This window comes from Rhodanobacter sp. K2T2 (assembly GCF_013408815.1).
Classification (GTDB): domain Bacteria; phylum Pseudomonadota; class Gammaproteobacteria; order Xanthomonadales; family Rhodanobacteraceae; genus Rhodanobacter.
Window position 1 is genome coordinate 41,650 of sequence record NZ_JACCCA010000010.1, and the last position, 24,395, is coordinate 66,044.

The 24,395-nt window shown below is 63.2% G+C and carries 23 protein-coding genes; 8 read left to right on the forward strand and 15 right to left on the reverse strand.

The features are described from left to right. Positions 1-47: 47 nt before the first annotated feature. Positions 48-722, reverse strand: a complete 675-nt coding sequence (maiA, locus tag HDE78_RS15705; RefSeq protein WP_255457857.1) for a maleylacetoacetate isomerase — start codon at positions 720-722, stop codon at positions 48-50. Between the two features lie 182 nt (positions 723-904). On the opposite strand from maiA, the gene HDE78_RS15710 reads away from it, so the two are divergent. After that, on the forward strand, positions 905-2,083 hold the full coding sequence (locus HDE78_RS15710; RefSeq protein WP_179481184.1) for a phosphoglycerate kinase: 1,179 nt from the start codon (positions 905-907) through the stop codon (positions 2,081-2,083). A gap of 93 nt (positions 2,084-2,176) precedes the next feature. On the opposite strand, the gene HDE78_RS15715 is transcribed toward HDE78_RS15710, so the two are convergent. Next, positions 2,177-3,343, reverse strand: coding sequence for a DegT/DnrJ/EryC1/StrS family aminotransferase (locus HDE78_RS15715; RefSeq protein ID WP_179481186.1), 1,167 nt, complete (start codon positions 3,341-3,343; stop codon positions 2,177-2,179). Between the two features lie 5 nt (positions 3,344-3,348). Beyond that, a complete protein-coding gene (gene tkt / locus HDE78_RS15720; protein ID WP_179481188.1) occupies positions 3,349-5,343 on the reverse strand; it encodes a transketolase in 1,995 nt (664 codons plus the stop codon). Positions 5,344-5,668: 325 nt separating this feature from the next. On the opposite strand from tkt, the gene HDE78_RS15725 reads away from it, so the two are divergent. Both HDE78_RS15725 and HDE78_RS15730 read left to right on the forward strand, forming a co-directional pair. Next, positions 5,669-6,394 (forward strand): outer membrane beta-barrel protein, encoded by a 726-nt coding sequence (locus tag HDE78_RS15725; protein ID WP_179481190.1) that lies wholly within the window; start codon positions 5,669-5,671, stop codon positions 6,392-6,394. A gap of 333 nt (positions 6,395-6,727) precedes the next feature. Continuing rightward, positions 6,728-7,405: an outer membrane beta-barrel protein gene (locus HDE78_RS15730; protein ID WP_179481192.1), complete on the forward strand. Its 678-nt coding sequence runs from the start codon at positions 6,728-6,730 to the stop codon at positions 7,403-7,405. A gap of 111 nt (positions 7,406-7,516) precedes the next feature. Here the strand turns inward: HDE78_RS15730 and HDE78_RS15735 are convergent, their stop codons facing one another. The 4 genes from HDE78_RS15735 to HDE78_RS15750 all read right to left on the reverse strand — a co-directional run bounded on the left by HDE78_RS15735 (position 7,517) and on the right by HDE78_RS15750 (position 11,684). Continuing rightward, the gene (locus HDE78_RS15735; protein WP_179481194.1) at positions 7,517-8,524 is read right to left on the reverse strand and encodes a class I fructose-bisphosphate aldolase; all 1,008 of its coding nucleotides are present in this window, start codon (positions 8,522-8,524) and stop codon (positions 7,517-7,519) included. Between the two features lie 177 nt (positions 8,525-8,701). Beyond that, positions 8,702-9,142 (reverse strand): energy transducer TonB, encoded by a 441-nt coding sequence (locus tag HDE78_RS15740; protein ID WP_179481196.1) that lies wholly within the window; start codon positions 9,140-9,142, stop codon positions 8,702-8,704. 102 nt (positions 9,143-9,244) lie between these two features. Then, positions 9,245-10,720 (reverse strand): pyruvate kinase, encoded by a 1,476-nt coding sequence (gene pyk / locus HDE78_RS15745; RefSeq protein WP_179481198.1) that lies wholly within the window; start codon positions 10,718-10,720, stop codon positions 9,245-9,247. Between the two features lie 166 nt (positions 10,721-10,886). Then, positions 10,887-11,684 carry a S1/P1 nuclease gene (locus HDE78_RS15750; RefSeq protein WP_179481201.1) on the reverse strand — a complete coding sequence of 266 codons (798 nt, stop codon included), beginning with the start codon at positions 11,682-11,684 and terminating at the stop codon, positions 10,887-10,889. 236 nt (positions 11,685-11,920) lie between these two features. On the opposite strand from HDE78_RS15750, the gene gap reads away from it, so the two are divergent. Then, positions 11,921-12,922: a type I glyceraldehyde-3-phosphate dehydrogenase gene (gene gap, locus HDE78_RS15755; RefSeq protein WP_179481203.1), complete on the forward strand. Its 1,002-nt coding sequence runs from the start codon at positions 11,921-11,923 to the stop codon at positions 12,920-12,922. 80 nt (positions 12,923-13,002) lie between these two features. Here gap and tpx read toward each other — a convergent pair whose 3' ends face one another. From tpx to hppD, 4 genes are all read right to left on the reverse strand, one after another. Continuing rightward, on the reverse strand, positions 13,003-13,503 hold the full coding sequence (tpx, locus tag HDE78_RS15760) for a thiol peroxidase (protein ID WP_179481205.1): 501 nt from the start codon (positions 13,501-13,503) through the stop codon (positions 13,003-13,005). Positions 13,504-13,611: 108 nt separating this feature from the next. After that, complete coding sequence (locus tag HDE78_RS15765; RefSeq protein WP_179481207.1) at positions 13,612-14,598, reverse strand: fumarylacetoacetate hydrolase family protein; 987 nt, start codon at positions 14,596-14,598, stop codon at positions 13,612-13,614. A gap of 28 nt (positions 14,599-14,626) precedes the next feature. After that, positions 14,627-15,964 carry a homogentisate 1,2-dioxygenase gene (gene hmgA / locus HDE78_RS15770; protein WP_179481209.1) on the reverse strand — a complete coding sequence of 446 codons (1,338 nt, stop codon included), beginning with the start codon at positions 15,962-15,964 and terminating at the stop codon, positions 14,627-14,629. A gap of 89 nt (positions 15,965-16,053) precedes the next feature. Beyond that, a complete protein-coding gene (hppD, locus tag HDE78_RS15775) occupies positions 16,054-17,148 on the reverse strand; it encodes a 4-hydroxyphenylpyruvate dioxygenase (RefSeq protein WP_179481211.1) in 1,095 nt (364 codons plus the stop codon). A gap of 259 nt (positions 17,149-17,407) precedes the next feature. Here hppD and HDE78_RS15780 point away from each other — a divergent pair, with 259 nt between their 5' ends. After that, positions 17,408-17,911, forward strand: a complete 504-nt coding sequence (locus HDE78_RS15780) for a MarR family winged helix-turn-helix transcriptional regulator (protein WP_179481213.1) — start codon at positions 17,408-17,410, stop codon at positions 17,909-17,911. Between the two features lie 56 nt (positions 17,912-17,967). On the opposite strand, the gene HDE78_RS15785 is transcribed toward HDE78_RS15780, so the two are convergent. Beyond that, positions 17,968-18,831, reverse strand: coding sequence for a tryptophan 2,3-dioxygenase family protein (locus tag HDE78_RS15785; RefSeq protein ID WP_179481452.1), 864 nt, complete (start codon positions 18,829-18,831; stop codon positions 17,968-17,970). Between the two features lie 295 nt (positions 18,832-19,126). On the opposite strand from HDE78_RS15785, the gene pdhA reads away from it, so the two are divergent. From pdhA to HDE78_RS15800, 3 genes are all read left to right on the forward strand, one after another. Then, on the forward strand, positions 19,127-20,227 hold the full coding sequence (gene pdhA, locus HDE78_RS15790; protein ID WP_179481215.1) for a pyruvate dehydrogenase (acetyl-transferring) E1 component subunit alpha: 1,101 nt from the start codon (positions 19,127-19,129) through the stop codon (positions 20,225-20,227). 4 nt (positions 20,228-20,231) lie between these two features. Further along, positions 20,232-21,212 carry an alpha-ketoacid dehydrogenase subunit beta gene (locus tag HDE78_RS15795; RefSeq protein ID WP_179481217.1) on the forward strand — a complete coding sequence of 327 codons (981 nt, stop codon included), beginning with the start codon at positions 20,232-20,234 and terminating at the stop codon, positions 21,210-21,212. A gap of 102 nt (positions 21,213-21,314) precedes the next feature. Then, positions 21,315-22,706, forward strand: a complete 1,392-nt coding sequence (locus tag HDE78_RS15800) for a dihydrolipoamide acetyltransferase family protein (RefSeq protein WP_179481219.1) — start codon at positions 21,315-21,317, stop codon at positions 22,704-22,706. Between the two features lie 101 nt (positions 22,707-22,807). On the opposite strand, the gene HDE78_RS15805 is transcribed toward HDE78_RS15800, so the two are convergent. The 3 genes from HDE78_RS15805 to HDE78_RS15815 form a co-directional block, all read right to left on the reverse strand. Beyond that, positions 22,808-23,455, reverse strand: coding sequence for a DUF6348 family protein (locus HDE78_RS15805; protein ID WP_179481221.1), 648 nt, complete (start codon positions 23,453-23,455; stop codon positions 22,808-22,810). Positions 23,456-23,463: 8 nt separating this feature from the next. After that, complete coding sequence (locus tag HDE78_RS15810; RefSeq protein WP_179481223.1) at positions 23,464-23,982, reverse strand: M48 family metallopeptidase; 519 nt, start codon at positions 23,980-23,982, stop codon at positions 23,464-23,466. Between the two features lie 61 nt (positions 23,983-24,043). Continuing rightward, positions 24,044-24,367 carry a hypothetical protein gene (locus HDE78_RS15815; RefSeq protein WP_179481225.1) on the reverse strand — a complete coding sequence of 108 codons (324 nt, stop codon included), beginning with the start codon at positions 24,365-24,367 and terminating at the stop codon, positions 24,044-24,046. Positions 24,368-24,395: the final 28 nt, after the last annotated feature.

Here is a 24,395-nt window from a genome sequence, read left to right on the forward strand (position 1 = left end):
TCGGATTGTTGCGGCAGTCCGCATCTGCGACCGCAGCCGAACCTGCGTTAAGCGGGCGCCGCAGCCGGCGCATCCGGCTGCGCTTCGGGCGCCGCCCGCCGAAACGCTTCCAGCGCACTGCACTCGTCGTAGATGCGCTGCAGCGTCGGGTAGGGCTCCAGCGACAGCTTCCAGCGCAGCGCATTGTAGAACTGCGGCACTAGACAGGCGTCGGCCATGCCCGGCACGTCGCCGTGGCAGTAACGGCCGGTCGCCGCGTTGTTGGCCAGCATGGTTTCCAGCGCGGTGAAGCTCACCGCGATCCAGTGCCGCGACCAATCGGCACGCTGCAGCTCGTCGGCATTGAACGTCGACTGCAAATATTGCAAAACGCGCAAATTGCCGATCGGATGGGCGTCACTGCTCACCGTCATGGCCAGCGCCCGCACGCGCGCCCTGCCCCGCGCATCGGCCGGCAGCAGCGCCGGCTCGGGATGCGTTTCGTCGAGGTATTCCATGATCGCAAGCGACTGGGTGACGACCCGCTCGCCGTCGAGCAGCGAGGGAACCAGCTGGCTTGGATTGATCGCCTGGTAATCGGCCGAATGCTGCTCGCCGCCGTCACGAACCAGATGCACGGGACGCGAGGCGTAGCTCAGTCCTTTCAGATTCAGCGCAATACGTACGCGATAGGCCGCGCTGGAGCGCCAATAGTCGTAAAGCACAAAGCCCATCGTCGTCATTGCCGGCCGCCCTCCCAAAGGCGCAGTGTAGCCAAGCGCGGGCGTCGATAAAGCCCCGTTCCAGACGCGCATGCATCGAATCGGTTTGCATCGACTTCCGCGGCGGCCGACAATAGCCGGCTGAACAGCCGTTCAGCGCTCTCTTTCCAACCTCAGCTTTCAACCTTCACCGGAGTTACGCCGTGTCCGTTATTCGCATGAGCGACCTTGATTTGCGCAACCAGCGCGTGCTGATTCGCGAGGATCTGAACGTGCCGATCGACGACCACGGCCATATGACCTCCACCCAGCGCCTGGAAAGCTCGCTGCCGACGATCGTCGCGGCGCGCGACGCCGGCGCGCGCGTCATGGTGCTGTCGCACCTGGGTCGGCCGAAGGAAGGCCGCTTCGACGCCGAATCTTCGCTCGCACCGGTCGCCGAGTGGCTGAGCAAGCAACTCGGCAGCGAGGTACGGCTGGTCGCGGACTATCTCGATGGCGTCGAGGTGGCTGCCGGTGAAGTGGTGCTGCTGGAAAATTGCCGCATGAACGTCGGCGAAGGCAAGGACGACGAGGCGCTGGCCAAACGCTATGCCGCACTGTGCGACATTTTCGTCATGGATGCCTTCGGCACCGCGCATCGTGCGCAGGCCTCAACGCACGGTGTGATCAAGTTCGCGCCCATCGCAGCCGCCGGCCCGCTGCTGTGCGACGAGCTCGACGCGCTGGGCAAGGCGCTTGAACATCCGGCGCATCCGCTGCTGGCGATCGTCGCCGGCTCCAAGGTGTCGACCAAGCTGACCCTGCTGGAAAACCTGATCGGCAAGGTCGATCAGCTGATCGTCGGTGGTGGCATCGCCAATACCTTCATCGCCGCGCTAGGCCATTCGATCGGCAACTCGCTGTGCGAACCCGACCTGATCGACGCCGCCAAAAAGGTCATCGCCGACGCCAAGCGTCGCAAGGTCGACCTGCCGATGCCAGTCGACGTGGTCGTGGCGACGGAGTTCTCGGCCAATGCCACCGCCACCATCAGGCCGGTGCATCAGGTCAAGGACGACGAGATGATTCTGGACATCGGACCAGAAACCGCCGCGAGCTACGCCGAGCTGATTGCCAAGGCGGGCACGGTGGTGTGGAACGGCCCGGTTGGCGTGTTCGAGTACGACGCCTTCGGTAAGGGCACTGAAACGCTGGCGAAAGCGATCGCGGCGTCCAAGGCGTTCTCGATTGCCGGCGGCGGCGACACGCTGGCAGCGGTGGAAAAATACGGCATCGCCAAAGACGTTTCTTACATCTCCACCGGCGGCGGCGCGTTTTTGGAATTCCTCGAAGGCAAGGAATTGCCGGCGGTCACGGCGCTGAAGGCGCGGGCTCGGTAATAGCGTAGCGAGGAATGAAGGGCCAGTAGCTGGGACGTCTTTGAGCCGCCCCGCAGCCGCCTGGCTCAATACCACGCTAGTTCAGAGGCAACGTCAGCCGACGATGCGCCGCACCGCGGCGACAACGCGTTCGATGTCGCCATCGCTCAAGCCCGGCGACAGCGGCAGGCTGACTGTCTGCCGGCCCAGCCGCATCGCGTGCGGCCACTGTTCGGGGCGCCAGCCGAAACGCTGCTGGTAATACGGGTGTTCGGGCACCGAGAGGTAGTGCACGCCGGTGCCGATACGCGCATCGTTCATCGCGTCGAGAAATGCATCGCGCGTCACCCCGCAGCGTGCGGCGTCGATCATCACCGTGTACAGATGGAAACCGTGACGGGTGTCGGCGTCGGGCTCCGAGGGCAATTCCAGCGGGAGATCCGCCAGCGCCTGCTGATAAAACGCCCAGATCTCGCGTCGGCGCTGCCAGTGCGTATCGACCTTGGCCAGCTGATGCAGGCCGATGGCCGCCTGCAGATCCATCATGTTGTATTTGAAACCGCACTCGACGACTTGGTAATGCTTGTAGCCGGCGTCGCCGAAACGATGCCATGCGTCCTTGCTCATACCATGCAGGGCGAGAATCCGAGCCCGCGCAATACGCTCCTCGTCGCGCCCCAGAATCATGCCGCCCTCGCCGGTGGTCACATTCTTGGTGACGTAGAAACTGAAGCAGCCGAAGTCGCCGAAAGTGCCGGCTGGCCGGCTGCGATACTCGGTTTCAATCGCGTGCGCACAATCCTCGATCACCACCAGATCGTGCCTGGCGGCAATCGCCATGATCGCGTCCATGTCGCACGGCCGGCCGGCGAAATGCACCGGCACGATGGCCCGCGTGCGCGGCGTAATCGCCGCCTCGATCGCGGCCGGATCGATGTTCTGCGTGCGCGGATCGACGTCCGCCATCACCGGCGACAACCCCGCATGCAAAATCGCATTGACCGTGGCGCAAAAGGTCAACGGCGTGGTGATCACTTCGGCGCCCGGCTCCAGCGACGCGGCCACCATGCTCACGTGCAGAGCCGCGGTACATGAATTGACCGCGGCGACCTGGCTGGCCTGCACGCGCCGGTAGGCGGCGAAATCCTTTTCCAGCCGGGCGACGCGCGGACCGGTGCCGAGCCAGCCCGAGCGCATGCAGGCCTCGACTTCGGCGATTTCCTCCTCGCCGATCTTCGGGGCGCCGAAAATCAGGAAAGGCTCCTTGGTCGGCTCGCTCATCGAGCTCAGCCGACGACCCGCTTCACCGCGTCGATGACCTTGGGCGTGGTGATGCCGAAATAGTCGTAAAGCTGCGCGGCAGGTGCGGAGGCACCGAAGGTGGTCATGCCGATCACGTCGCCATCGAGGCCGACGTACTTGCGCCAGTAGTCGGCGATACCCGCTTCCACCGCCACGCGCGCACGGCACCAACCGGGGAGCACGCCCTCGCGATATTCCAGCGGCTGCGCATCGAAGACCTCGGCGCACGGCATCGAAACCACGCGCACGGGCACGCCCTGCTGCGCCAACGAGCGCATCGCTTCCATCGCCAGCTCCACCTCGGACCCCGTGGCGATGATGATGGCCTTGAACTGGGTATCGAGCGGATCGGACAGCACGTAGCCGCCGCGCGCGATGTCGGCGACCTGCCGCTCGCTGCGCTGCTGATGCTTGAGCGTCTGCCGGGAAAAGATCAGGCAGCTCGGCGCACCAGCGCGCTCAATCGCCAGCTTCCAGCACATCGCCGACTCCACCGCATCGCACGGCCGCCACAGATGGTTGTTGGGAATGTAGCGCAGGCTGGCCATGTGCTCGACCGGCTGATGGGTCGGGCCGTCTTCGCCCAAGCCGATCGAGTCGTGGGTGTAGACGTGGATGTTGTGCGCCGGAATCAGCGCACTCATGCGTACGGCGTTGCGCGCGTAGTCGGAAAACACCAGGAACGTGGCGTCGTACGGGATAAAGCCGCCATGCAGGGCCACGCCATTGGCGATCGCGGTCATGCCGAACTCGCGCACGCCGTAGTGCACGTAGTTGCCGTCCTTCTCGCTGATGTCGACGCTGCCCTTCCACTTGGTCAGGTTGGATCCGGCCAGGTCGGCCGAGCCGCCGAGCAGTTCCGGCAACAGCGGGCCGAACGCGTCCAGCGTCATCTGCGAGGCCTTGCGCGAGGCGACCTCCGGGCCGTCGCTCTGCACCTTTGCCACATAGGCGGCCGATTTTTCCGCCCAGTCGGCCGGCAGCGTACCGGCGAGGCGACGCTTCAGCTCGGCCGCCAGTTCAGGATGCGCCGCGGCGTAGGCGTCGAATAGCGTGTTCCAGTCCTGTTCGCGCTTGGCACCGGCCTCTTTCGCATTCCAGCCGGCATAAATGTCGGCGGGAATTTCAAAGGGTGCGTAATGCCAGTTGAGCTGCTCGCGGGCCGCGGCGATCTCGGTCTTGCCTAGCGCGGCGCCGTGGCTTTCTTCTTTGCCCTGCTTGTTCGGTGCGCCGAAGCCGATAATGGTTTTACAGCAGATCAGGGTCGGCTTGTCGTGCTGCGAGGTGGCTTGGGCAAGCGCCTGCTTGATCGCTTCGGCATCGTGGCCGTCGACGTGGCGGATCACGTTCCAGCCGTAGGACTCGAAGCGCGCCGGCGTGTCGTCGGTAAACCAGCCATGTACCTCGCCGTCGATCGAGATGCCGTTGTCGTCATACACGGCCACCAGCCTGCCGAGCTTCCAGGTACCGGCCAGCGAAGCGGCTTCGTGCGAAATGCCTTCCATCAGGCAACCGTCGCCGAGGAAGACGTAAGTATGATGGTCAACCACCGCATGCCCTGGGCGATTGAAGTGCGCCGCCAGCGCCTTCTCCGCCAAAGCGAAACCCACAGCGTTGGCCAAGCCCTGTCCGAGCGGACCGGTTGTAGTTTCCACGCCCGGCGTTTCGTTGAACTCCGGATGCCCGGCGGTATGCGAATGCAGCTGGCGGAATCGCTTGAGCTGGTCGATCGGCAGATCGAATCCTGTCAGGTGCAGCAGCGCGTACTGCAGCATCGAGCCGTGGCCGTTGGAAAGCACGAAGCGATCGCGATTGGCCCACTTCGGGTTGCCTGGATTGAACTGCAGAAAGTCGTTCCAGAGCACTTCGGCGATATCGGCCATGCCCATAGGCATGCCCGGATGGCCGGAATTGGCGGCCTCGACGGCATCCATGGCAAGGGCACGCACGGCGTTGGCCAGTTCGCGTCGGCTAGTCATCGGCAGATCTCCAGAAGATTCGGCAAACGTGAATTGTCGCCGATCGGCCGTGCGCTGTCGCCGACCCGCTGCGCGCGTATTTGCAAACCGCGCCGCTTGGTCAGCCACCGTCACGCCCGCTGCACGTGCATGTTGCTGCACGACAACAAAAAATTAGCGAATTAACTCATCCTTAATTTCTCCGAATCGGATATCGCTTGGCTTCAGACTTCCAAGTGTTAAATGCGTGTTGTGCGATCCCCGCGCACCACCGTTGAACGCATCCCCAGGCGCTCGACGGGTAGTTGCCTAAACCAAGCATAAGAATTCAAGAAAGGAGCTTCCCATGAAAAAGACACTACTCGCCCTTGCCCTCGTGACGACCGGCCTGGTGACTGCGCCCGCTTTCGCGCAAGACGCCGCGGCCCCTGCCACCGGCAACTATCAGTCCAGCCAGGCTGTCGGCAGCGGCAACTGGTTTGTCGACCTCAGCGCCGGACGCACCGATGGCTACAGCAAGAACAGCGACTTCGGCAGCGGCTTCAGCAACGGCTCCGGCAGCCTGTTCAGCAACAGGAACGGCCGCCGCACGGGTTACGGCTTGCTCGGCGGTTACCGCTGGAAGGTCGGCCCGGATCTCGGTCTGGGTCTGGAAGCCGGCTACACCGATCTGGGCAATTACAAGCTGAGCAATATCGGTGGCGGCAATGGCTCGGTCAATCAGAGCAACCGCGAGAATGCCCTGCGCGGCTGGGTGGCCGGCGTCAACGGCCGCATCAACCTGCTGCCGCAGTGGTACATCAGCGCTCACGGTGGTTACTTCCATGCCAATAACAACGGCGGCGCCTACAACGACACGCTGAGCCAGGACCTGTTCCACGGCGGCGATCGTGGCGGTTTCTACGCCGGCCTGGGCACCGGCTGGGATGTCAATGAGCACTTCGGCATTGGCGTGAAGTACGACTACTACCACGTGTCGGCCGGCAACATTCACGACACGCCGACGAACTCGGACTTTGCGGTCCGTCGCACCACCGGCATCGTGTCGCTGGATGCGGAATACCGTTTCTAAGCTGTGTTTTGAAACGCTTTAAAGAACGAACCACATGATATTGACGGGCGCCCACAGGCGCCCGTTTTTTTTGGATGCCTAAGAGCCTGTTCATGATCTCCCGTACCTCGCATTGCCATCAGCCTGAACTGCTCGACCGCCTCAAGAAATTGGCTACAAAGCCTTAAAAAATATTGACATTAACGCCGGCTTAATTATGTACTTAACGGTATTGAAACTCTTCAGGTGCACTCCCATCTAATACGCCAGCACCGCCCAGAGCAGGTGCGACGTCTGCGCCAGCCGAACCCCCGGCAGCGCGGACGGACCCAAAAAAGTTAGGAGTACGCCCCCATGAAAAAGACACTGTTTGCCATCGCACTCGCCACAGCCGGCGTCCTCGCCATTCCTGCCGCCTTTGCGCAAGATGCTTCCACCGACAGCAGCACCCAGGCTGGCTGGAAGTCCCATTCCGGTTGGTATATCGATGGTGATCTCGGCACCAGCCGCGCCAACGACAACCAGACCTACCGCAAGGCCAACTATGCCGGCGCGCTGACTGGCGGCTACCGCTGGGCCGTGAGCCCTGACATGTCGGTCGGTGCCGAGTTGGGTTACGTGTATCTGGGCAAGTTCGACGCCAAGTCCGATGTCAACCAGAACTATCTGGCCAACGGTGGCAGCATCGGTGGTGCACGTTCGAACCTGCGCGGCGCTACCCTGGGCGGCGCGATGCGCCTGAACCTCACGCAGGCCTGGTACATCAACCTGCGCGGCGGTGTGTTTGACGCGCACGGCTCGGCACTGTCGGAAGACACGCAGTTCCCGGTGCGTCGCAGCTTCTCCAACAACATCGGCTACTACGCCGGTTTGGGAACGGGCTGGGACATCAACCGGAATTGGTCGGTGGGTGTGAACTACACCTATTACGGCATCAACCGCGACCCGAGCCTGACCAACGGCCAGATCGCCGGCACGCGCGTGGGTCTGGACACCAATACGCTGACGGCCAGCGCCGAGTACCGCTTCTAAAAAGAAGCTCTCGATGCGCGTCGGGTATCGTCGACGCGCTTTCTGAAAGCAGTAAAAAAAACGGGCGCCCAAAGCGCCCGTTTTTTATCGCGTTCGACAAGAAGCGCTCGGCTACTTGGCGTGCCACTGGCCCAAGGCGGCCAAGCCGTTGTCGCGTGCTCGCGCATGCACGGTCTTCTGGGCTTCGACGTAATTCGCCTTCATGTCCTTGGCCCACAGCTTCAGTGCCGCCTGCTGCATGGCGCGACCGTACGAGAACGACAGCGGCCAGGGATGCGGCCCGATGCGGTTCATTGCATTGAGGTGCGCAGTGGATTGCTCATCCGTCTGACCGCCGGAGAGGAATACGATGCCCGGCAGCGAAGCCGGCACGGTGGTCTTGAGCACGCGCACGGTGGCTTCGGCCACTTCCTCGACATCGACCTGCTCGTCCGAATCCTTGCCGGGAATGACCATGCTGACTTTCAGAATGGTGCCTTCCAGCATCACGTTCTGCTCGTACAGCGCGTTGAACAGGCTGCGCAGCACGGCCTCGTGCACCTCGTAGCTCACCTCGATGCTGTGGTCGCCGTCCATGATCACTTCCGGCTCGACCATCGGCACTATGCCCGCCTCCTGGCACAGCGCGGCGTAGCGTGCCAGCACGTGGCAGTTGGCTTCGATCGCACTGGAGCTGGGGTTGTCTTCGCTGATGTTGATCACGGCGCGCCACTTGGCGAACTGCGCGCCGAGCTTGGCGTATTCCTGCAGGCGCTCGCGCAGGCCATCGAGGCCTTCGGTGACGACGTCGCCCGGGAAACCGGCCAGCGGCTGCGGGCCCTTGTCGACCTTGATGCCGGGAATGATGCCGGCCTTCTTCATGATCTGGGTAAACGGCACGCCGTCCTTGGTCGACTGGCGGATCGTCTCGTCGTACAGGATCGCACCGGAAATATGCTCGGACAGACCGGGCGTGGTCAGCAGCAATTCGCGGTAGGCGCGACGATTTTCCTCGGTATTTTCGATGCCCACGGCGTCGAAGCGTTTGGCGATCGTGTTGGTCGACTCGTCGATGGCGATAATGCCCTTGCCGGGCGCGACCATTGCCAGGGCGATGCTTTCGAGATCTTCAATACTCATGCTGACTCCGTAGTGCGAAGGCGATGCGGGACCGCAAAAAAGACCGCCGCTTCGGGATCGAAGCGGCGTGGTTCAAAACATCAATTATAGGCCAGATCGGCAAAACCGACCTGCAGGCGCCGTATCAAGGCTTCGCGCGCAATTCGCCGGCGGGGTTTTGCGGCTCGGCTTAGCTGATTACTGCCCGTAACCCGGCAGCTTGCAGGCATCCGTCAGCGCCTGGCGCTTGGCCTTGTCGTCGGGGGAATTGAACGCTACGACGTAATAGGTATCCACCGGATCACCCTGGCGGTTGGTCAGCGACGGCCCGTAGCGGAAATTGGCCACCGCACTGGCCGCCGCCGGACCCAGATCGCTGCGCGGCACGACCTTGGCCACCTTCACGTTCATCGGCACGCCACCCGAACCCACGGTGTAAGTCACCGCCACACAACCGGGCTTGTCCAGATTCAGGCCGCTGTTGGGCGTATTCATCTGCACATTGGTATTGAGCAGAATCCAATCGTGCGAGAGGTGCTCCGGGTCCAGCCTGCGCGCCTGCGCCATCACCGGCGCGGCGCTCCCCAGTGCCAGTGCCAACAAAAGGCCTTTACCAAGCGGGCAAAATATCGATTTCATGGCGATCTCCTGAATGGGCGCGGGACAAGCTGATACTCGAAGTGTAGTCGCGTCTTCGATACCTGGCGAAACCGCCGGCATAAAGATCGAGCGCCCCATTCATCAAAGATCGCGCAGACTCTCGACCATGCCTTCGGCACCCACGGAAAGCAGCTTCAGCGTGTTGGTGCCGCCACCGCGGCCGACGTGGTCGCCGTGGGTGAGCACGACACGATCGCCCTCACTCAGTTTGCCCGCGCCGAACAGCTGCTGCACGGCCGCCCGCGCGGACGATGCGCTGGTCAACCCCACATGGTTGAACTTGACCGGCTGCACGTCGCGCAGCATCAGCATGCGGCGACGCGCATCGTCGAACGGCGACAGTGCGTAGATCGGCACGGCGCTGCGATAGCGCGACAGCCACTGCGCCGTCGCACCGGTTTCGGTGAGCGCGACGATGGCCCGCACGCCTAGCTCGCTGGCCAGCAGCATGGCAGCCAGCGCGATCGCCTGATCCGTGCGATCGATCGTGCGGCCCTGGCCGGCCAGATCGTCTTTGGGTTCGAACTGGCGTTCGGCACCGAGGCAGATACGGCGCATCGCAGCTACGGCCTTGTCCGGATGGGCACCGGCGGCGGTCTCCTCCGACAGCATCACCGCATCGGTGCCGTCGATCACCGCATTGGCCACGTCGAGCACTTCGGCGCGGGTGGGAATCGGCGATCGCACCATCGACTGCAGCATCTGCGTCGCGGTAATCACGGCGCGGTTACGCTCCACCGATTCGCGGATGATCTTTTTCTGCAGGCCGGGCAATTCGGCGTCACCGATCTCTACGCCCAGATCGCCGCGCGCCACCATCACCACATCGGACGCGTCGATGATTTCGCCCAGCACGGGAATCGCGTCGGCGCGCTCGATCTTTGCCACCAGTGCAGCATTGCCACCGGCTTCGTGCAGCAGCTGGCGAGCCTGATTCATGTCCGCGGCGGAGCGCACGAACGACACGGCCAGAAAGTCGGCACCGATCTCGGCCGCGAGCTTGATGTCGTTGCGATCCTTGTCCGACAACGCCTCCACCGAAAGCCCGCCACCCTGGCGATTGAGGCCTTTGCGATCGGACAGCTTGCCGGCAATCTGCACGACGCAGTGAATGTCCGCGCCCTGCACGCTGATCACGTCCAGCGCGACCAGTCCGTCGTCGAGCAACAGCACGTCGCCGGCATGCACGTCGTGCGGCAGGCCGTAGTAGCTGACACCCACATGGTCGATCGTGCCGGGAGCCGCATCGGGTCGGCATTCAAGCACGAAAGCTGCACCCGTCTGCAGCTCGATCGGTCCGTTGGCAAACCGCTCGATGCGAATTTTCGGACCCTGCAGATCGGCCAGAATGCCGACCTCCCTGCCTACTTTCGCGGCCGCTTCGCGGACCGCCGCGGCGCGTGCACGATGATCGTCCGGCTGGCCGTGCGAGAGGTTGAGGCGAACCACATCGACGCCCTCGCTGATGATGCGTTCGAGCATGCCGGGTGCATCGGTGGCGGGGCCAAGGGTGGCGACGATCTTGGTGCGGCGAGTCTGGATAAGTTCGTTAGTCATCCGCACAACTTAGCAATTTCGGTCCGGCGTTACCACGATGCAGCACCGCAACCCAGACTTTTCGTGGCTTTTCATAAATGCAGGTGAGAAAAAATATCAGCCGCCGCTCTACAGAGGCTTTTAGCGAATCGACACGTCACTCGGTCACGACGTCACGTTTCTCCCGTCAGTCCAACGCTTCGTTCAATACCTCGGCCAGCCGCACGCCGCCCTGCTCCAGCCTGGTCTGAACGACCGGCCACGCCTTCTGCTGATAGCGCTGCGACCACGCCTCGCCGGACGGCTTGTCGATATCCATGTAAGCCAAGTTCCGCGCCAGCATGTGCGACTCGTCGGCCCAGACGATCGAAGCATCGGCAATCTGGGGCAACAGGTTGTGCGTCGCCCAGTTCGCACGCTGCGCTGGCGAGATAGCCGCGTCCAGCGTCATCGCATCGGCCTGCACCGCCGCGTGATCGAAGCTGTAATTCGGCCCGGGCTGCAGGTTGAGCGCGTGGCGCAGAATGCCGCCGTCCCACATGGCATGCAGGTTGGTACCCTGACCGAAAAACTGCACTTGCACGGTGTTGCCGCCCTTGTCGTCATTGTCTTCGGCATGCAGCGGCTGGTGAATGTCGCCAACCAGATGCACGACCCACTTCAGCGCCAGCAGCCGCGCCTGCGGCGAGGCCGATTTGTCGGCCAGCACGTGGACGTTTTCATCGAGTTTGGCGACGACGCAATTGCCCTCTTTGCAATCGCGTGCGGCATCGTAGCGCTCGGCTTTCAGGGGAATATCGACGTAGTGCCAGGTGCCGGTGTGCGGAAACTCCTTGCGGTTGCCATCGGCCCACGAGGAAATCTGATCCAACCGGTCCAGCCCCTCCAGCTTCAGCAATGACGCCACCTCGGCCGCGGCGGCCGAGTCCAGATGTGCCTGAGCGATATCCGCCACGATGGCATGCCCTTCAGGGCCCCAGGACATGGCCAAAGGCGTGGCTAGGCCGAGCAGGCCAGCACAGGCAGCGACGACAAGGCAATTCGGACGCAGGTTCATGAAGTTCGACCACGATGGCAACAGACGGGCTGAGAAGTCTGCCACAGGCGCATGACAGCTCTCGACCCGTACGTTCTTTCGGCAGGCAGGTGGCCTCGCCCGCATGCCCTGTTAGAATCCGGGGTTCATTCAACGAGCTGCGCTGCGCGCGGGAGTTTCCAGCAATGACGATCAAGGTAGGCATCAACGGCTTCGGCCGCATCGGCCGCAACGTACTGCGCGCCGCCGTGCAGAACTTCGGCAACGACATCGAGATCGTCGCCATCAACGATCTGCTGGAACCCGACTACCTGGCGTATATGCTGCAATACGACTCCGTGCACGGCCGCTTCAAGGGCGACGTGTCGGTCGAGGGCAGCACGCTGGTGATCAACGGCAAGAAAATTCGCCTCACCGCCGAGCGCGACCCGGCCGCGCTGAAGTGGGACGAAGTCGGCGCCGAGGTGGTGATCGAATCCACCGGCATATTTCTGACCAAGGAAGGCGCGCAAAAGCATATCGATGCCGGCGCCAAGAAGGTGATCCTGTCCGCGCCGTCGAAGGACGACACGCCGATGTTCGTCTACGGCGTCAACGACAAGAGCTACAAGGGCGAAGCGATCATCTCCAATGCATCGTGCACGACCAACTGCCTGGCCCCGCTGGCCAAGGTGATCAACGACAAGTGGGGCATCAAGCGCGGCCTGATGACCACCGTGCACGCCACCACCGCGACGCAGAAAACCGTCGATGGCCCGTCCTCCAAGGACTGGCGCGGCGGCCGCGGCATTCTGGAAAACATCATTCCTTCCTCCACCGGCGCGGCCAAGGCCGTGGGCGTGGTGATTCCGGAACTCAACAAGAAGCTGACCGGCATGAGCTTCCGCGTACCGACCTCGGACGTCTCCGTGGTCGACCTGACCTGCGAACTGGAAAAGCCGGCCACCTACGCCGAGATCTGCGCCGAAATGAAGGCACAGAGCGAAGGCGCGCTGAAGGGCGTGCTGGGCTATACCGAAGACGCCGTGGTCGCCACCGATTTCCGCGGCGAAACCCGCACCTCGGTGTTCGATGCCAACGCCGGCATCGCGCTGGACTCGACCTTCGTCAAGCTGGTGTCCTGGTACGACAACGAGTGGGGCTATTCGAACAAGTGCCTGGAAATGGTACGGGTTGTCGCCAAGTAATTGGGCTTCAAACTGACCAAGAAAAAAGCGCCCATGAGGCGCTTTTTTCTTGGAGCGACGACATGCGGAGCAACCGCCGGTTACTTCAGTACGGCAAGCACCGCCTCGTAATTCGGCTCGTTGGCGATCTCGCCGACCAGCTCGGTGTGAATCACCTTGTCCTGCTCATCCAGCACCACTACAGCCCGCGCGGTCAGGCCGGCCAGCGGACCCTCGGCCAGAGCGACGCCGTAGTTGTTGATGAACTCATGGCCGCGCAGCGTGGACAGCGTCACCACGTTATCCAGGCCTTCGGCGCCACAGAAGCGCGCCTGTGCGAACGGCAGGTCCGCCGAGATGCAAAGCACCACAGTGTTGTCGAGTTGGCTGGCGGACTCGTTGAAATGGCGCACCGAGGTGGCACAGGTCGGCGTATCGACGCTTGGGAAAATATTCAGCACTTTGCGCTTGCCGCTGAAGTTGGACAGCGTGACATCGGCAAGATCTTTGCCGACCAGCTTGAATGCCGGTGCCTTGCTGCCGACGGTGGGAAAGGTCCCGTCGACCTTGACCGGGTTGCCGCGGAGAGTGACTTGAGACATGAGGTTTTCCTTGAACGAAGAGAACGAAGGGGAAGGAACCGTCACGATACCGCGTCGGCGCGACCCGCGCCTATCCCGACCGCCGCGCGCTGGGTCAGTCCGACCGCATCATGGTTTCAGCGGCGCGATACGTTGCTCGATGGCGCCGAAAATGCTGGCCCCTGCGGCATCCGTGACATCCATCCGCAGGCTGTCGCCGAACTTCAAAAAGGGGGTCTTTGCTTCGCCGTCACGCAGCGTTTCCACGGTGCGCTGCTCGGCCAGGCAGGAGGCGCCCTTGCTCGTGTCCTGGTTGGCGATGGTGCCCGAACCGACGATGGTGCCAGCGGTCAGCGGCCGGGTTTTTGCCGCGTGCGCCACCAGTTCGGCAAAGCTGAACTGCATGTCCACGCCGCATTCGGCCTCGCCGAACCAGGCGCCGTTCAACCAGGTACGCATGGGCAGGTGCAGCTTGTCGCCCTGCCAGGCATCGCCGAGTTCGTCGGGCGTGACCAGTACTGGCGACAAGGCCGAACGTGGCTTGCTCTGCAGGAAGCCGAAGCCCTTGGCCAGCTCGCCGGGAATCAGCCCGCGCAGGCTGACGTCGTTGACCAGCCCGATCAGTTGGATGTGTTCGGCAGCCTGCGCGGCGGTCGGCGCCATCGGCACATCGTCGGTGACCACCACGACTTCGGCTTCCAGATCGATGCCATAGTCCTCGCTGGGCACGATCACCGGATCGCGCGGGCCGAGAAAGCCCGCGCTGGTCGCCTGATACATCAGCGGATCGGTGTAGAAGCTGGCCGGCACCTCGGCGCCGCGCGCCTTGCGCACCCGCTCGACGTGCGGCAGATAGGCGCTGCCGTCGACGAACTCGTAAGCACGCGGCAGCGGCGATGCCAGCAGGCTCATGTCGAGTGCGAAGCTCCCGCTGGCCTGACCTTCATTGAGCTGCTCGTACAGCGCATTCAGGCGCGGCGCACTGTTCGACCAGTCGTCGAGTGCGGCCTGGAGGGTGTTGGCGATGCCGCTCGCTTTGACGGCCTTGGTCAGATCGCGGCTTACCACGATGAGCGTACCGTCGCGGCCGCCTTCCTTGAGACTTCCCAGCTTCATGTTTTTCTCTCGACAGAATGGATGGTGCTTATGCCTGCGACGGATCGAAATGCCTGGCTATGCCTTGCCAGCACTCGTAATAGTTGCCCTGCAGCTGCGGCGAATCCAGCGCCTGCTGCGTAGGGCGGATGACCTTGCGCGTTTCGAACATGAAAGCCATGGTGCCTTCGATGACGTTCGGCTTGGATAAATCCGCCGTCGACGCTTTTTCGAACGTAGCCGCATCCGGACCGTGGCCGCTCATGCAGTTGTGCAGCGACGCACCGCCCGGCACAAAACCTTCCGCCTTGGCATCGTAGACGCCGGCGATCAGGCCCATGAATTCGCTGGCCACGTTGCGATGGAACCACGGCGGACGGAACGTGTGCTGCGCCACCAGCCAGCGCGGTGGGAAGATCGCAAAATCCACGTTCGCGGTGCCGGCAGTATCGCTGGGTGACGTAAGAACCGTGAATATCGACGGGTCGGGATGATCGAAGCTGATCGAGCCGATCGCATTGAAGCGGCGCAGGTCGTATTTGTAGGGCGCGTAGTTGCCGTGCCAGGCGACCACGTCCAGCGGAGAGTGATCGATCTTCGCCGACCACAGCGCGCCCTGGAATTTGGCGACCAGCTCGAAGGCGCCGTCGACGTCTTCGTAGGCCGCATGCGGCGTCAGGAAGTCGCGCGCGTTGGCCAGACCGTTCGAGCCGATAGGACCCAGATCGGGAAGGCGCAGAAAGGCGCCGAAGTTCTCGCAGACGTAGCCGCGCGCACATGGATGTGCAAGTGCCGCGGGCGCAGGATGCGCAGGAGCGGCCGCTTCGGCATCCAGCAACTCCACGCGGAAGCGCACGCCGCGCGGAATCACCGCGATCTCCTGCGGCTCGATCTCGATCACGCCAAGCTCAGTGGCCAGCCGCAGCTTGCCGAGCTGCGGCACGATCACCAGTTCGCCGTCGGCGCTGTAGAAAAAACGCCCCTGCATCGAGCGATTGGCCGTGTAGACGTGGATACCCACGCCCGCCTGTTCGTCAGCGCCGCCGTTGCCCGCCAGCGTGACCAATCCATCGATGAAATCCGTCGGCGCGTCTGGCAGCGGCAGCGGATTCCAACGCAGCTGGTTCGGCGTGGCCGGCGCTTCGTTGAAACGGTTGTGTAACGTGGCATGCGCCAGCGGCGCAAACGGTTCGTGCACGGCAGCCGGACGAATGCGGTACAACCAGCTGCGACGATTGCTGTGGCGTGGCGCGGTGAACGCCGTACCAGACAGCTGCTCGGCATACAGGCCGTGCGCTACGCGCTGCGGCGAATTCTGTCCCACCGGCAGCGTGCCGGGCAGCGCCTCGGTGGCGAATTCATTGCCGAAGCCGGACTGATAATTCATGGTCGGTAATCCTGGTTTAGACGACGCGCGCGGTGCCAAAAAAGGAGGGCCAAGTGACGGCAGCGCCGCCACTCGTGTCGGGCCAGGAATTACAGCACGCCACGACGCTCCTGATCGCGCTCGATGCTCTCGAACAAGGCCTGGAAATTACCTTCGCCGAAGCCCTCGTTACCCTTGCGCTGGATGATCTCGAAAAATATCGGGCCGATATTGTTCTGGGTGAAGATCTGCAGCAGCTTGCGCTGCTTGGTTTCCTTGTCGGCGTCGATCAGGATCTTGTTCTTGCGCAGACGCGGCACGTCTTCGCCATGGTTCGGTACGCGCAGGTCGATCACGTCGAAATACGTGTCCGGCGTGTCGAGGAATTCCACGCCCTGCGCGCGCATCTTCTCCACCGTCTCGTAAATATCGTCGGTGAAGCAGGCAATGTGCTGGATGCCCTCGCCCTTATACGCGTCGAGGTATTCGTTGATCTGCGACTTGGGATCGTTCGACTCGTTCAGCGGAATGCGCACCACGCCATCGGGCGCGGTCATGGCTTTGGATACCAGGCCGGTCTTGACGCCCTTGATGTCGAAGTAGCGGATCTCGCGGAAGTTGAACAACCGCTCGTAATAGTCCGACCACTTCTGCATATTGCCGAAGTAGAGGTTGTGCGTCAGGTGGTCGATAAAGGTCAGACCGAAACCGCTGGGGTTCGGCTCGGCACCGACGATCGGCGCATAGTTGCCGTCATAGATGCTGCCGGCGCTGCCGTAGCGATCGACCAGATACAGCATGCAGTCACCAATGCCCTTGACCACCGGCGCATCGACCGCCTTGCTGGCGGCCTTGTGGGTGATCTCTTCGCCGCCGTTGCCGAGCACGGTTTTCAGCACGTCCGCGGCAGGATGCTTGAAGCGGATAGCGAAACCGCAGGCGCAGGGACCGTGCGCGTTGGCGAAATCCGCGGCGAAGGAATCGGGATCTTCGTTGAGCAGAAAGTTGACGCCGTTCTGGCGATACACGGTGATCGGCCGCGACGTGTGCTTGAGCACCGCACTGAAACCCATCTTGCCGAACAGCGTGTGCAGCTCGGCCGCGCGGCCGGCCGGCGCGGCGAACTCGACGAATTCGAATCCGTCGATACCCATGGGGTTGTCGAAGGTGGTGACTTGCATACCGAGATTGGGCTGGGCGTTCATTGGCAAGCTCCTAAAGTTGATGACACCATTCATGGCTAGCTTCTAAAAAGTCGACAACGCCATTCATGGCAAGCTCCCGAAGTTAAAGACGCCATTCATGGCTAGCTCTTTACGCGGCGGGCTACGCCATTCATGGCGCTCCCCCGCTATCCGTTGGATGATGGCGAAGACCGACGCAAGCATGCGCGAGCTTGCGCAAAGAATCTGCGTAACCGACGTTATAGTTACATATGAAACCATTTGCAAGGACGATTGCAGCATGCCCGCCTCTCCGATACCGAAACCTGCATCCGTCAAACCGGCTACCGGGAAACCGCCGCATGCAAGAAAACCCGGGGAGCACGCGCCCATCGAGCTGGAAAACTTCCTGCCCTACAGGCTTTCGATCCTCTCCAACAGGGTGAGCCAGGCCATCGCTGACGACTATCAGCAACGCTACGACATCGGTGTGACCGAATGGCGCGTCATGGCCGTGCTGGCCCGCTTCGCGGGCCTGTCGGCGCGCGAAGTGGCCGAGCGCACCGCGATGGACAAGGTGGCCGTCAGCCGGGCGCTGTCGCGACTGGTCGACGCCGGTCGGGTCAGCCGGCACACGCACGACAATGACAAGCGGCGCTCCGTACTCGATCTCACCGAAGCGGGCTGGGCCATCCACGACGTAGTGGCGCCGATGGCCCGCCAGCGCGAACGCGAGGTGCTGGCCAAGCTCGACGAGCAGGAGCGCCTCTGGCTGAACCGCATTCTGGACAAGCTGCAGAGCTGAAGCGCCGGTCGAAAAACACTGCCGAGAGACTCAGCGGTAGCGCCAAACCCTTTCGGTTAAAACCCTTTGGGCTGCAAGGTGGTCCGCACCTCGAACAGCTCGGGAAAAAACTCCAGCTCCAGCGCCTTTTTCAGAAACGACACACCCGACGAACCGCCCGTGCCGCGGCGGAAGCCGATGATCCTTTGCACGGTGCGCAGATGGCGGAAGCGCCACAGCTGAAACTGCGTTTCCAGATCGACGAAGTCCTCGCACAGCGCGTATTCGCGCCAGTAGCGGTCGGTATCGCCATAGACACGTTCGAACACCGGCAGCAGGTCTGAATCGGAAGCATGCGGCTCGGCCCAGTCGCGATCGAGGTGCTTGGCCGGAATCGCATGATCGAAGCGGGCGAGATAACGCAAGAACTCATCGTAAAGGCTGGGCGCCGCAAGCACCTCACGCAGGGCCGCCTGCCCATCCGGATCGTGTTCGAACACCTTCAGCATGGCCGCGTTTTTGTTGCCGAGCATGAACTCCATCACCCGGTACTGCAGCGACTGGAAGCCCGACGAGGGGCCCAGCGTTTCGCGGAATTCGAGATATTCCGAGGGCGTCAGCGTCTCCAGCACGGCCCACTGCTCGGTCAGTTGACGCAGCACCGACTTGCAGCGCGCGATCACCTTGCGCGTCTGCCAGACCTGATCACGGCGCAGAAAATCGATCGCCGAGCCCAGTTCGTGGATCATCAGCTTCATCCACAGCTCGCTGACCTGATGCTGCACGATGAATAGCAGCTCGTCGTGATGCGGCGGCTGGCTGCGGGGTTGCTGGGCGGCCAGCAGCAGATCGAGCCGTAGATAGCCGCCGTAGGTCATCTTGCCTTCGAGATCGGTTTCGATGCCGGCTTCGAGGTCACGCTGGTTTTCAGCCATGGACAGGTCAATGCACTTTATAAAGCAGTCATGTTAGCGGCTACGCCCGCGCCGGGTCTTGATTCGACCCAACGAAGCCTGTGCTGGCTTGAATAGTTCCCCCTGCTACCGAACTTCATGGCACTTCAGGGAGTCGATGCAACAGCCCCTATACGCTGCCGCATTGCTGCGCCGAACCTTGCAGTGCAACATGGGAGCCTGTTATCAAGCGCGGTCTTGTTTGATCGTTTGCGCGCGCGGGCAACCGCCGGGCGCATGATCTTCAGCCGCTTTTCCCGTATTCCCCACGCCGGAGCGAGTCGTGACCATCGCCGCCAAGTTTGAAATTGAATACCTGCAATACCTCGACGCCGAGGGCAAGGAAGTTCGTGACGACCTTCCCGAATTTGCCAAAGACCTGCCGCATATGGTCGAGCTGTACAAACTGATGCTGTCGACCCGCGTGTTCGACGCCAAGTCCATCGCCCTGCAGCGCACCGGCAAGCTGGGCACCTACGCCAGCTGCCTGGGCCACGAGGCCTCGCATGTCGGCATCGGCAGCGCGATGCGGCCCGAAGACGTTCTCGCGGTGAGCTACCGCGAATACGGCGCCCAGCTCTACCGCGGCGTGCAGCCGCGCGAGGTCTACATGTACTGGGGCGGCGACGAGCGCGGCAACGACTATCAGAAGGAGCCCGCGCGACACGACTTCGCCTGGTCGGTGCCGATCGCCACACAGTGCCTGCACGCGGCGGGTACCGCACTGGCCTTCAAGATCCGCGGCGAAAAGCGCGTGGCCGTGTGCACCATCGGCGATGGCGGCTCGTCCAAGGGCGACTTCTACGGCGCCATCAATATCGCTGGCGCGCAGAACCTGCCGCTGGTGGCGGTGATCGTCAATAACCAGTGGGCGATCTCGGTGCCGCGCAAGATCCAGTCCGGCGCCCCGACGCTGGCACAGAAAGGCATTGCGGCCGGCCTGTTCTGCATCCAAGTGGACGGCAACGACATCATCGCCGTGCGCAAGGCGATGGAAGATGCACTCGAACGCGCGCGCAGCGGCCAGGGCGGCAGCGTGATCGAGGCGGTGACCTATCGCCTCGGCGATCACACCACCGCCGACGACGCCCGTCGCTACCGCGGCGAGCAGGAAGTGAAGGACGGCTGGGAGCGCGAACCGATGAAGCGCCTGCGCAACTGGCTGGTGGCCAAGGGCGTGTGGGACGACGCGAAAGAAGAGGCCTGGAAGGCCGAGTGCGACGAGTGGATGGACAACGAGGTGAATGCCTATCTCGAAACCAAGACGCAGCCGGTATCGGCGATGTTCGACTACATCTTCGCCGAAATCCCCGCCGATCTCGCCAAACAGCGGGATTACGTCCTTTCCCTCGAATCCGCGTCCAATAAAAACAGGGCCCATTAAAGTCATGGCACAAATCACTCTTATCGAAGCCGTCACCCAGGCGCTCGCGTATGAAATGGCCCACGACGACAGCGTCGTCGTGCTCGGCGAAGACGTCGGCTTGAACGGCGGCGTGTTCCGCGCCACCCAGGGGCTGCAGGAAAAATTCGGCGAGCTGCGCGTACTCGATACGCCGCTGGACGAAACCACCATCGCCGGTGTGACGGTGGGACTGGCCGCTGCCGGTATGAAGCCCGTCGCCGAAGCGCAGTTCGAGGGCTTCATCTATCCGATGATGGAGCAGATCGCCTGCCACGCCGCGCGCCTGCGCAACCGCACGCGCGGCCGCATCACCGTGCCGGCGGTGTTCCGCGCACCTTGGGGCGGCGGCATCCGCGCGCCGGAGCATCACTCCGAGGCGAACGAGCACCTGTTCACCAATATCCCCGGCCTGCGCGTGGTGCTGCCGTCGTCGCCGGCGCGCGCCTACGGCTTGCTGCTCGCCGCGATCCGCGATCCCGATCCGGTGATGTTCTTCGAGCCCAAGCGCATCTATCGCCAGTACAAGGAAGAGGTGCCGGACGACGGCGAGGCGCTGCCGCTGGACGTCTGCTTCGTGCTGCGCGACGGCACCGACGTGACCCTGGTGACTTGGGGCGCGCAGGTGAAGGAATGCCTGGAAGCCGCCGACGAGCTGGCCGCCGAAGGCATCAGCGCCGAAGTGATCGACGTGGCTACGCTGACGCCGCTGGACTTCGACACCATTGCCGAGTCGGTGCAGAAGACCGGCCGCTGCGTCATCGTGCATGAAGCCCCGAAGACCGCCGGTTTCGGCGCCGAAATCGCCGCACGCCTGTCGGAGGAATGCCTCTACGACCTGCTCGCGCCGGTCGAGCGCGTGACCGGTTTCGACACGCACATCCCGCTGTTCCGCCTCGAGATGAAATACCTGCCCAGCGTGGAGCGCATCGTCGATGCGGCCAAGCGCACGCTGGCGGCAAGCTGATCTTTAGGGAACGGGGAACAGGGAACGAGGAACGTATAGTCCTCGGCAGCCCGACCGTTTCCCGTCCACCTTTTTTTGTTCCCCATTGCTGGATGAAATCCAATGGCTGATATCAAAACGTTCTACCTGCCCGACCTCGGCGAAGGCCTGCCCGACGCGACCGTGGTCGAGTGGCACGTCAAGGTCGGCGACAGCATCAAGCTGGACGCGCCGCTGTGCTCGATGGAAACCGCCAAGGCGGTCGTCGACGTGCCCTCGCCCTACACCGGCAAGGTGACCAAGCTGCACGGCGCGCCGGGCGACATCATCGAGACCGGCGCCGCGCTGGCCGAGTTCGAGCCCGACCCGAATGCCAAGCAGCGCGCGGAAGCCGAGTCTACCGGCCACCAGCATGGCCCGAAGAAAAGTGTGGGTAGCCCGGCACCACAGGAGAGCGAAAAAGTGGTCGCCTCCGATGAAGGTGGCGCAGTCGAAGAAACCACGGCCGTGCGCGAAGACGAGGGCACCGTGGTCGGCGCCATGGTCAGCGGCAATCACGTGCACGTCGAACAGGCCGCCAGCGTCGGCGGTGTGAAGGCGGTGCCGGCCGTGCGTGCGCTGGCCAAGAAACTCAAGATCGACCTGGCCCGCGTCGCGCCCACCGGTGCCGACGGCGTGGTGACGCTGAAGGACGTCAAGGATGCCGCCGCCAGCGGCTCGGCCGGCTTCGGTGCCGCGCCAGCACGCGCGGTCCCCGCGTCGGCCGGAAGGCATCTCGCCCCCGAGCTGCCGCAGCCCGTGCCACAGGAGCAGGCTCGCGGCCCGGTTTCGCTCGCCGGCAAGCCGGTGCGTACCTCGTCGCCCGGCGCACAGGCGAGCGGCCAGCCCGAGCAGCTCAAGGGTGTGCGTCGCAACATGGCGCGCGTCATGGCCGACGCCCATGCGCAGGTCGTGCCGACCACCCTCGTCGACGATGCCGACCTGCATGCCTGGATCGGCAAGCAGGACATCACCGCCCGGCTGGTGCGCGCCATTGTGTTTGCCTGCAAGACCGTGCCGGCGCTGAATGCCTGGTTCGACGGTAAGAACCTCACGCGCACCCTGCATCCGCACGTCGACATCGGCATCGCGGTGGACACTGACGACGGCCTGTTCGTGCCGGCCCTGCGCAATGCCGACGTGCTCGACGCGGCCGGCGTGCGTTCGGCGATCAAGCGTTTGCGCACGCAAGTCGAAGATCGCAGCATCCCGGCATCGGAGCTGTCCGGCTACACCATCAGCCTGTCCAACTTCGGCATGTTCGCCGGCCGCTATGCGACGCCAGTGGTGGTGCCGCCGACCGTGGCCATCATCGGCGCGGGAAAGCTCAGCCACGACGTCGTCGCCGTGATCGGCGGTATCGAGGTGCATCGCCGCATGCCGCTGTCGGTGACGTTCGATCACCGCGCCGCCACCGGCGGTGAAGCGGCCCGCTTCCTCAAAGCCATGCTGGACGATCTGTCGCTGCCGAACTGAGTTGCAGCGTCAGCGACCGTCACGCAAAAGGCCCATGGTTTTCCACGGGCCTTTTGCTTTGATACGGGAATTTTTTTGTCGGGGAGATACCGACCAAGCGTCTAATAATCCCGCACGTCCAGCATCACGAAAGCGCTGGCGGTGTAGTCGCCGACAGCCGGCCAGTCGACGCCGCTCAAGGCCTGCACACCCGTTGGCCACGGCTCGTTGTCGAGCAAGACATCGGTGCGTCCCTCACCATGACTGTCGCGGCGATGGATCACGCGCACCCAGTGCAGTTCGGGCGTCAGCGACTCACGCTTCAGCGCGGTTTCGATCGACGCCATCGCCTCGGGCGGCATCGCCACCGCGTCGTCAACGCCGCGCACGGTAAACGGGCCGATGAACACGTCCCACGTGCGCACGCCGATGTCCCAGGCGGTAATCTGCATGCGGCGGTCGTCGGTAACGTACCAGCAGGCGGCCAGCACGAGATGAAAGGTGTTCTGCTCGAAGGCTTTCAGCGCGTCGCGGCAGGCCGCATCGCCGTCGCCGAAGCCTGCAAAGCTTTCCTCGATACGTCGCTCTTCACTGATCACGATGTCGATATCGAGACGCCCAGGCGCGTCCGCTGTCGCGGGCGTCCAGCTGGCGCGAATCGCCGGAAAATCACCGTCGGTCACCAGCCAGTCTTCTTCGTCTTCCTCGAGCTCGACGTCGTGACGCTCGAACAACCGCAACAGGTATTTCTGTAGTGCCGCGCTATCCATGATGATCCTCAGTGGGGTGGCTTGGCGCTGTCGACCGACGGCAGATCGCGCCAGGTCAGATACACGCGCAGATCGAATTCGAGCTGGTGGTAGTCAGGCAGCATGTATTGGCACAGCTGATAGAACGCCTTGTTGTGATCCAGTTCCTTCAGGTGCGCCAGTTCGTGCACCACGATCATCTGCAGAAACTCCGGCGCGGCGGCCTTGAACAGCGCCGCCACGCGAATTTCCTTTTTCGCCTTGAGCTTGGTGCCCTGCACGCGCGAGATCGCCGTGTGCAAACCCAGCGCGCGCTGGACTACGTCGAGCTTGCTGTCGTAAAGCACCTTGTCGATGCCCGGCGCGTTTTTCAGATGCTGCTGCTTCAGCGCCATGGTGTACGCGTAAAGCGCCTTGTCGCTTTGCACGGCATGACGCTCGGGATAACGCGCCGCGAGATGATCGCCCAGCTGATCGCGCGCCATCAGTTCGCGGACCTTGTCCTGCAGGTGGGCGGGATAAGCCTGGAGATATTTGAGCGGCGTCATGCCCGGCATTGTCGCATCCCAAGGCGCCGGCATCCGACGACGGTTGCGTAGCCGAGCCGACTCAGCGCCGACGGCCCCACAGCATCCAGCGCACGCCCAGCGCCACCGCCAGCACGAGGAGCAGCGCGCCGTAGCCGTAAAGCGCGGGCAACACCTGCTGCCAGATGCCGCCGCTGCTGCGGCCGAACGGACCGATCGCCGGCTGCAGGGCGGTATCGAAACCCAGCACCGCAGCCTCCGCCGCGCCGACCAGCGCAATCAGCACAGCGGCGGCATCAAACGCACGCCGCACGCGTGTCCTGGGCAGACTCTTGGGGTAAGCCCAGTACGCCCAGCAGAGAATCAGCAGCCAGGGCGTGAGCAATACAAAGGCGAGGTAACGCATCGGTCAGCAGCTCTTCCGGTCGGCGAGC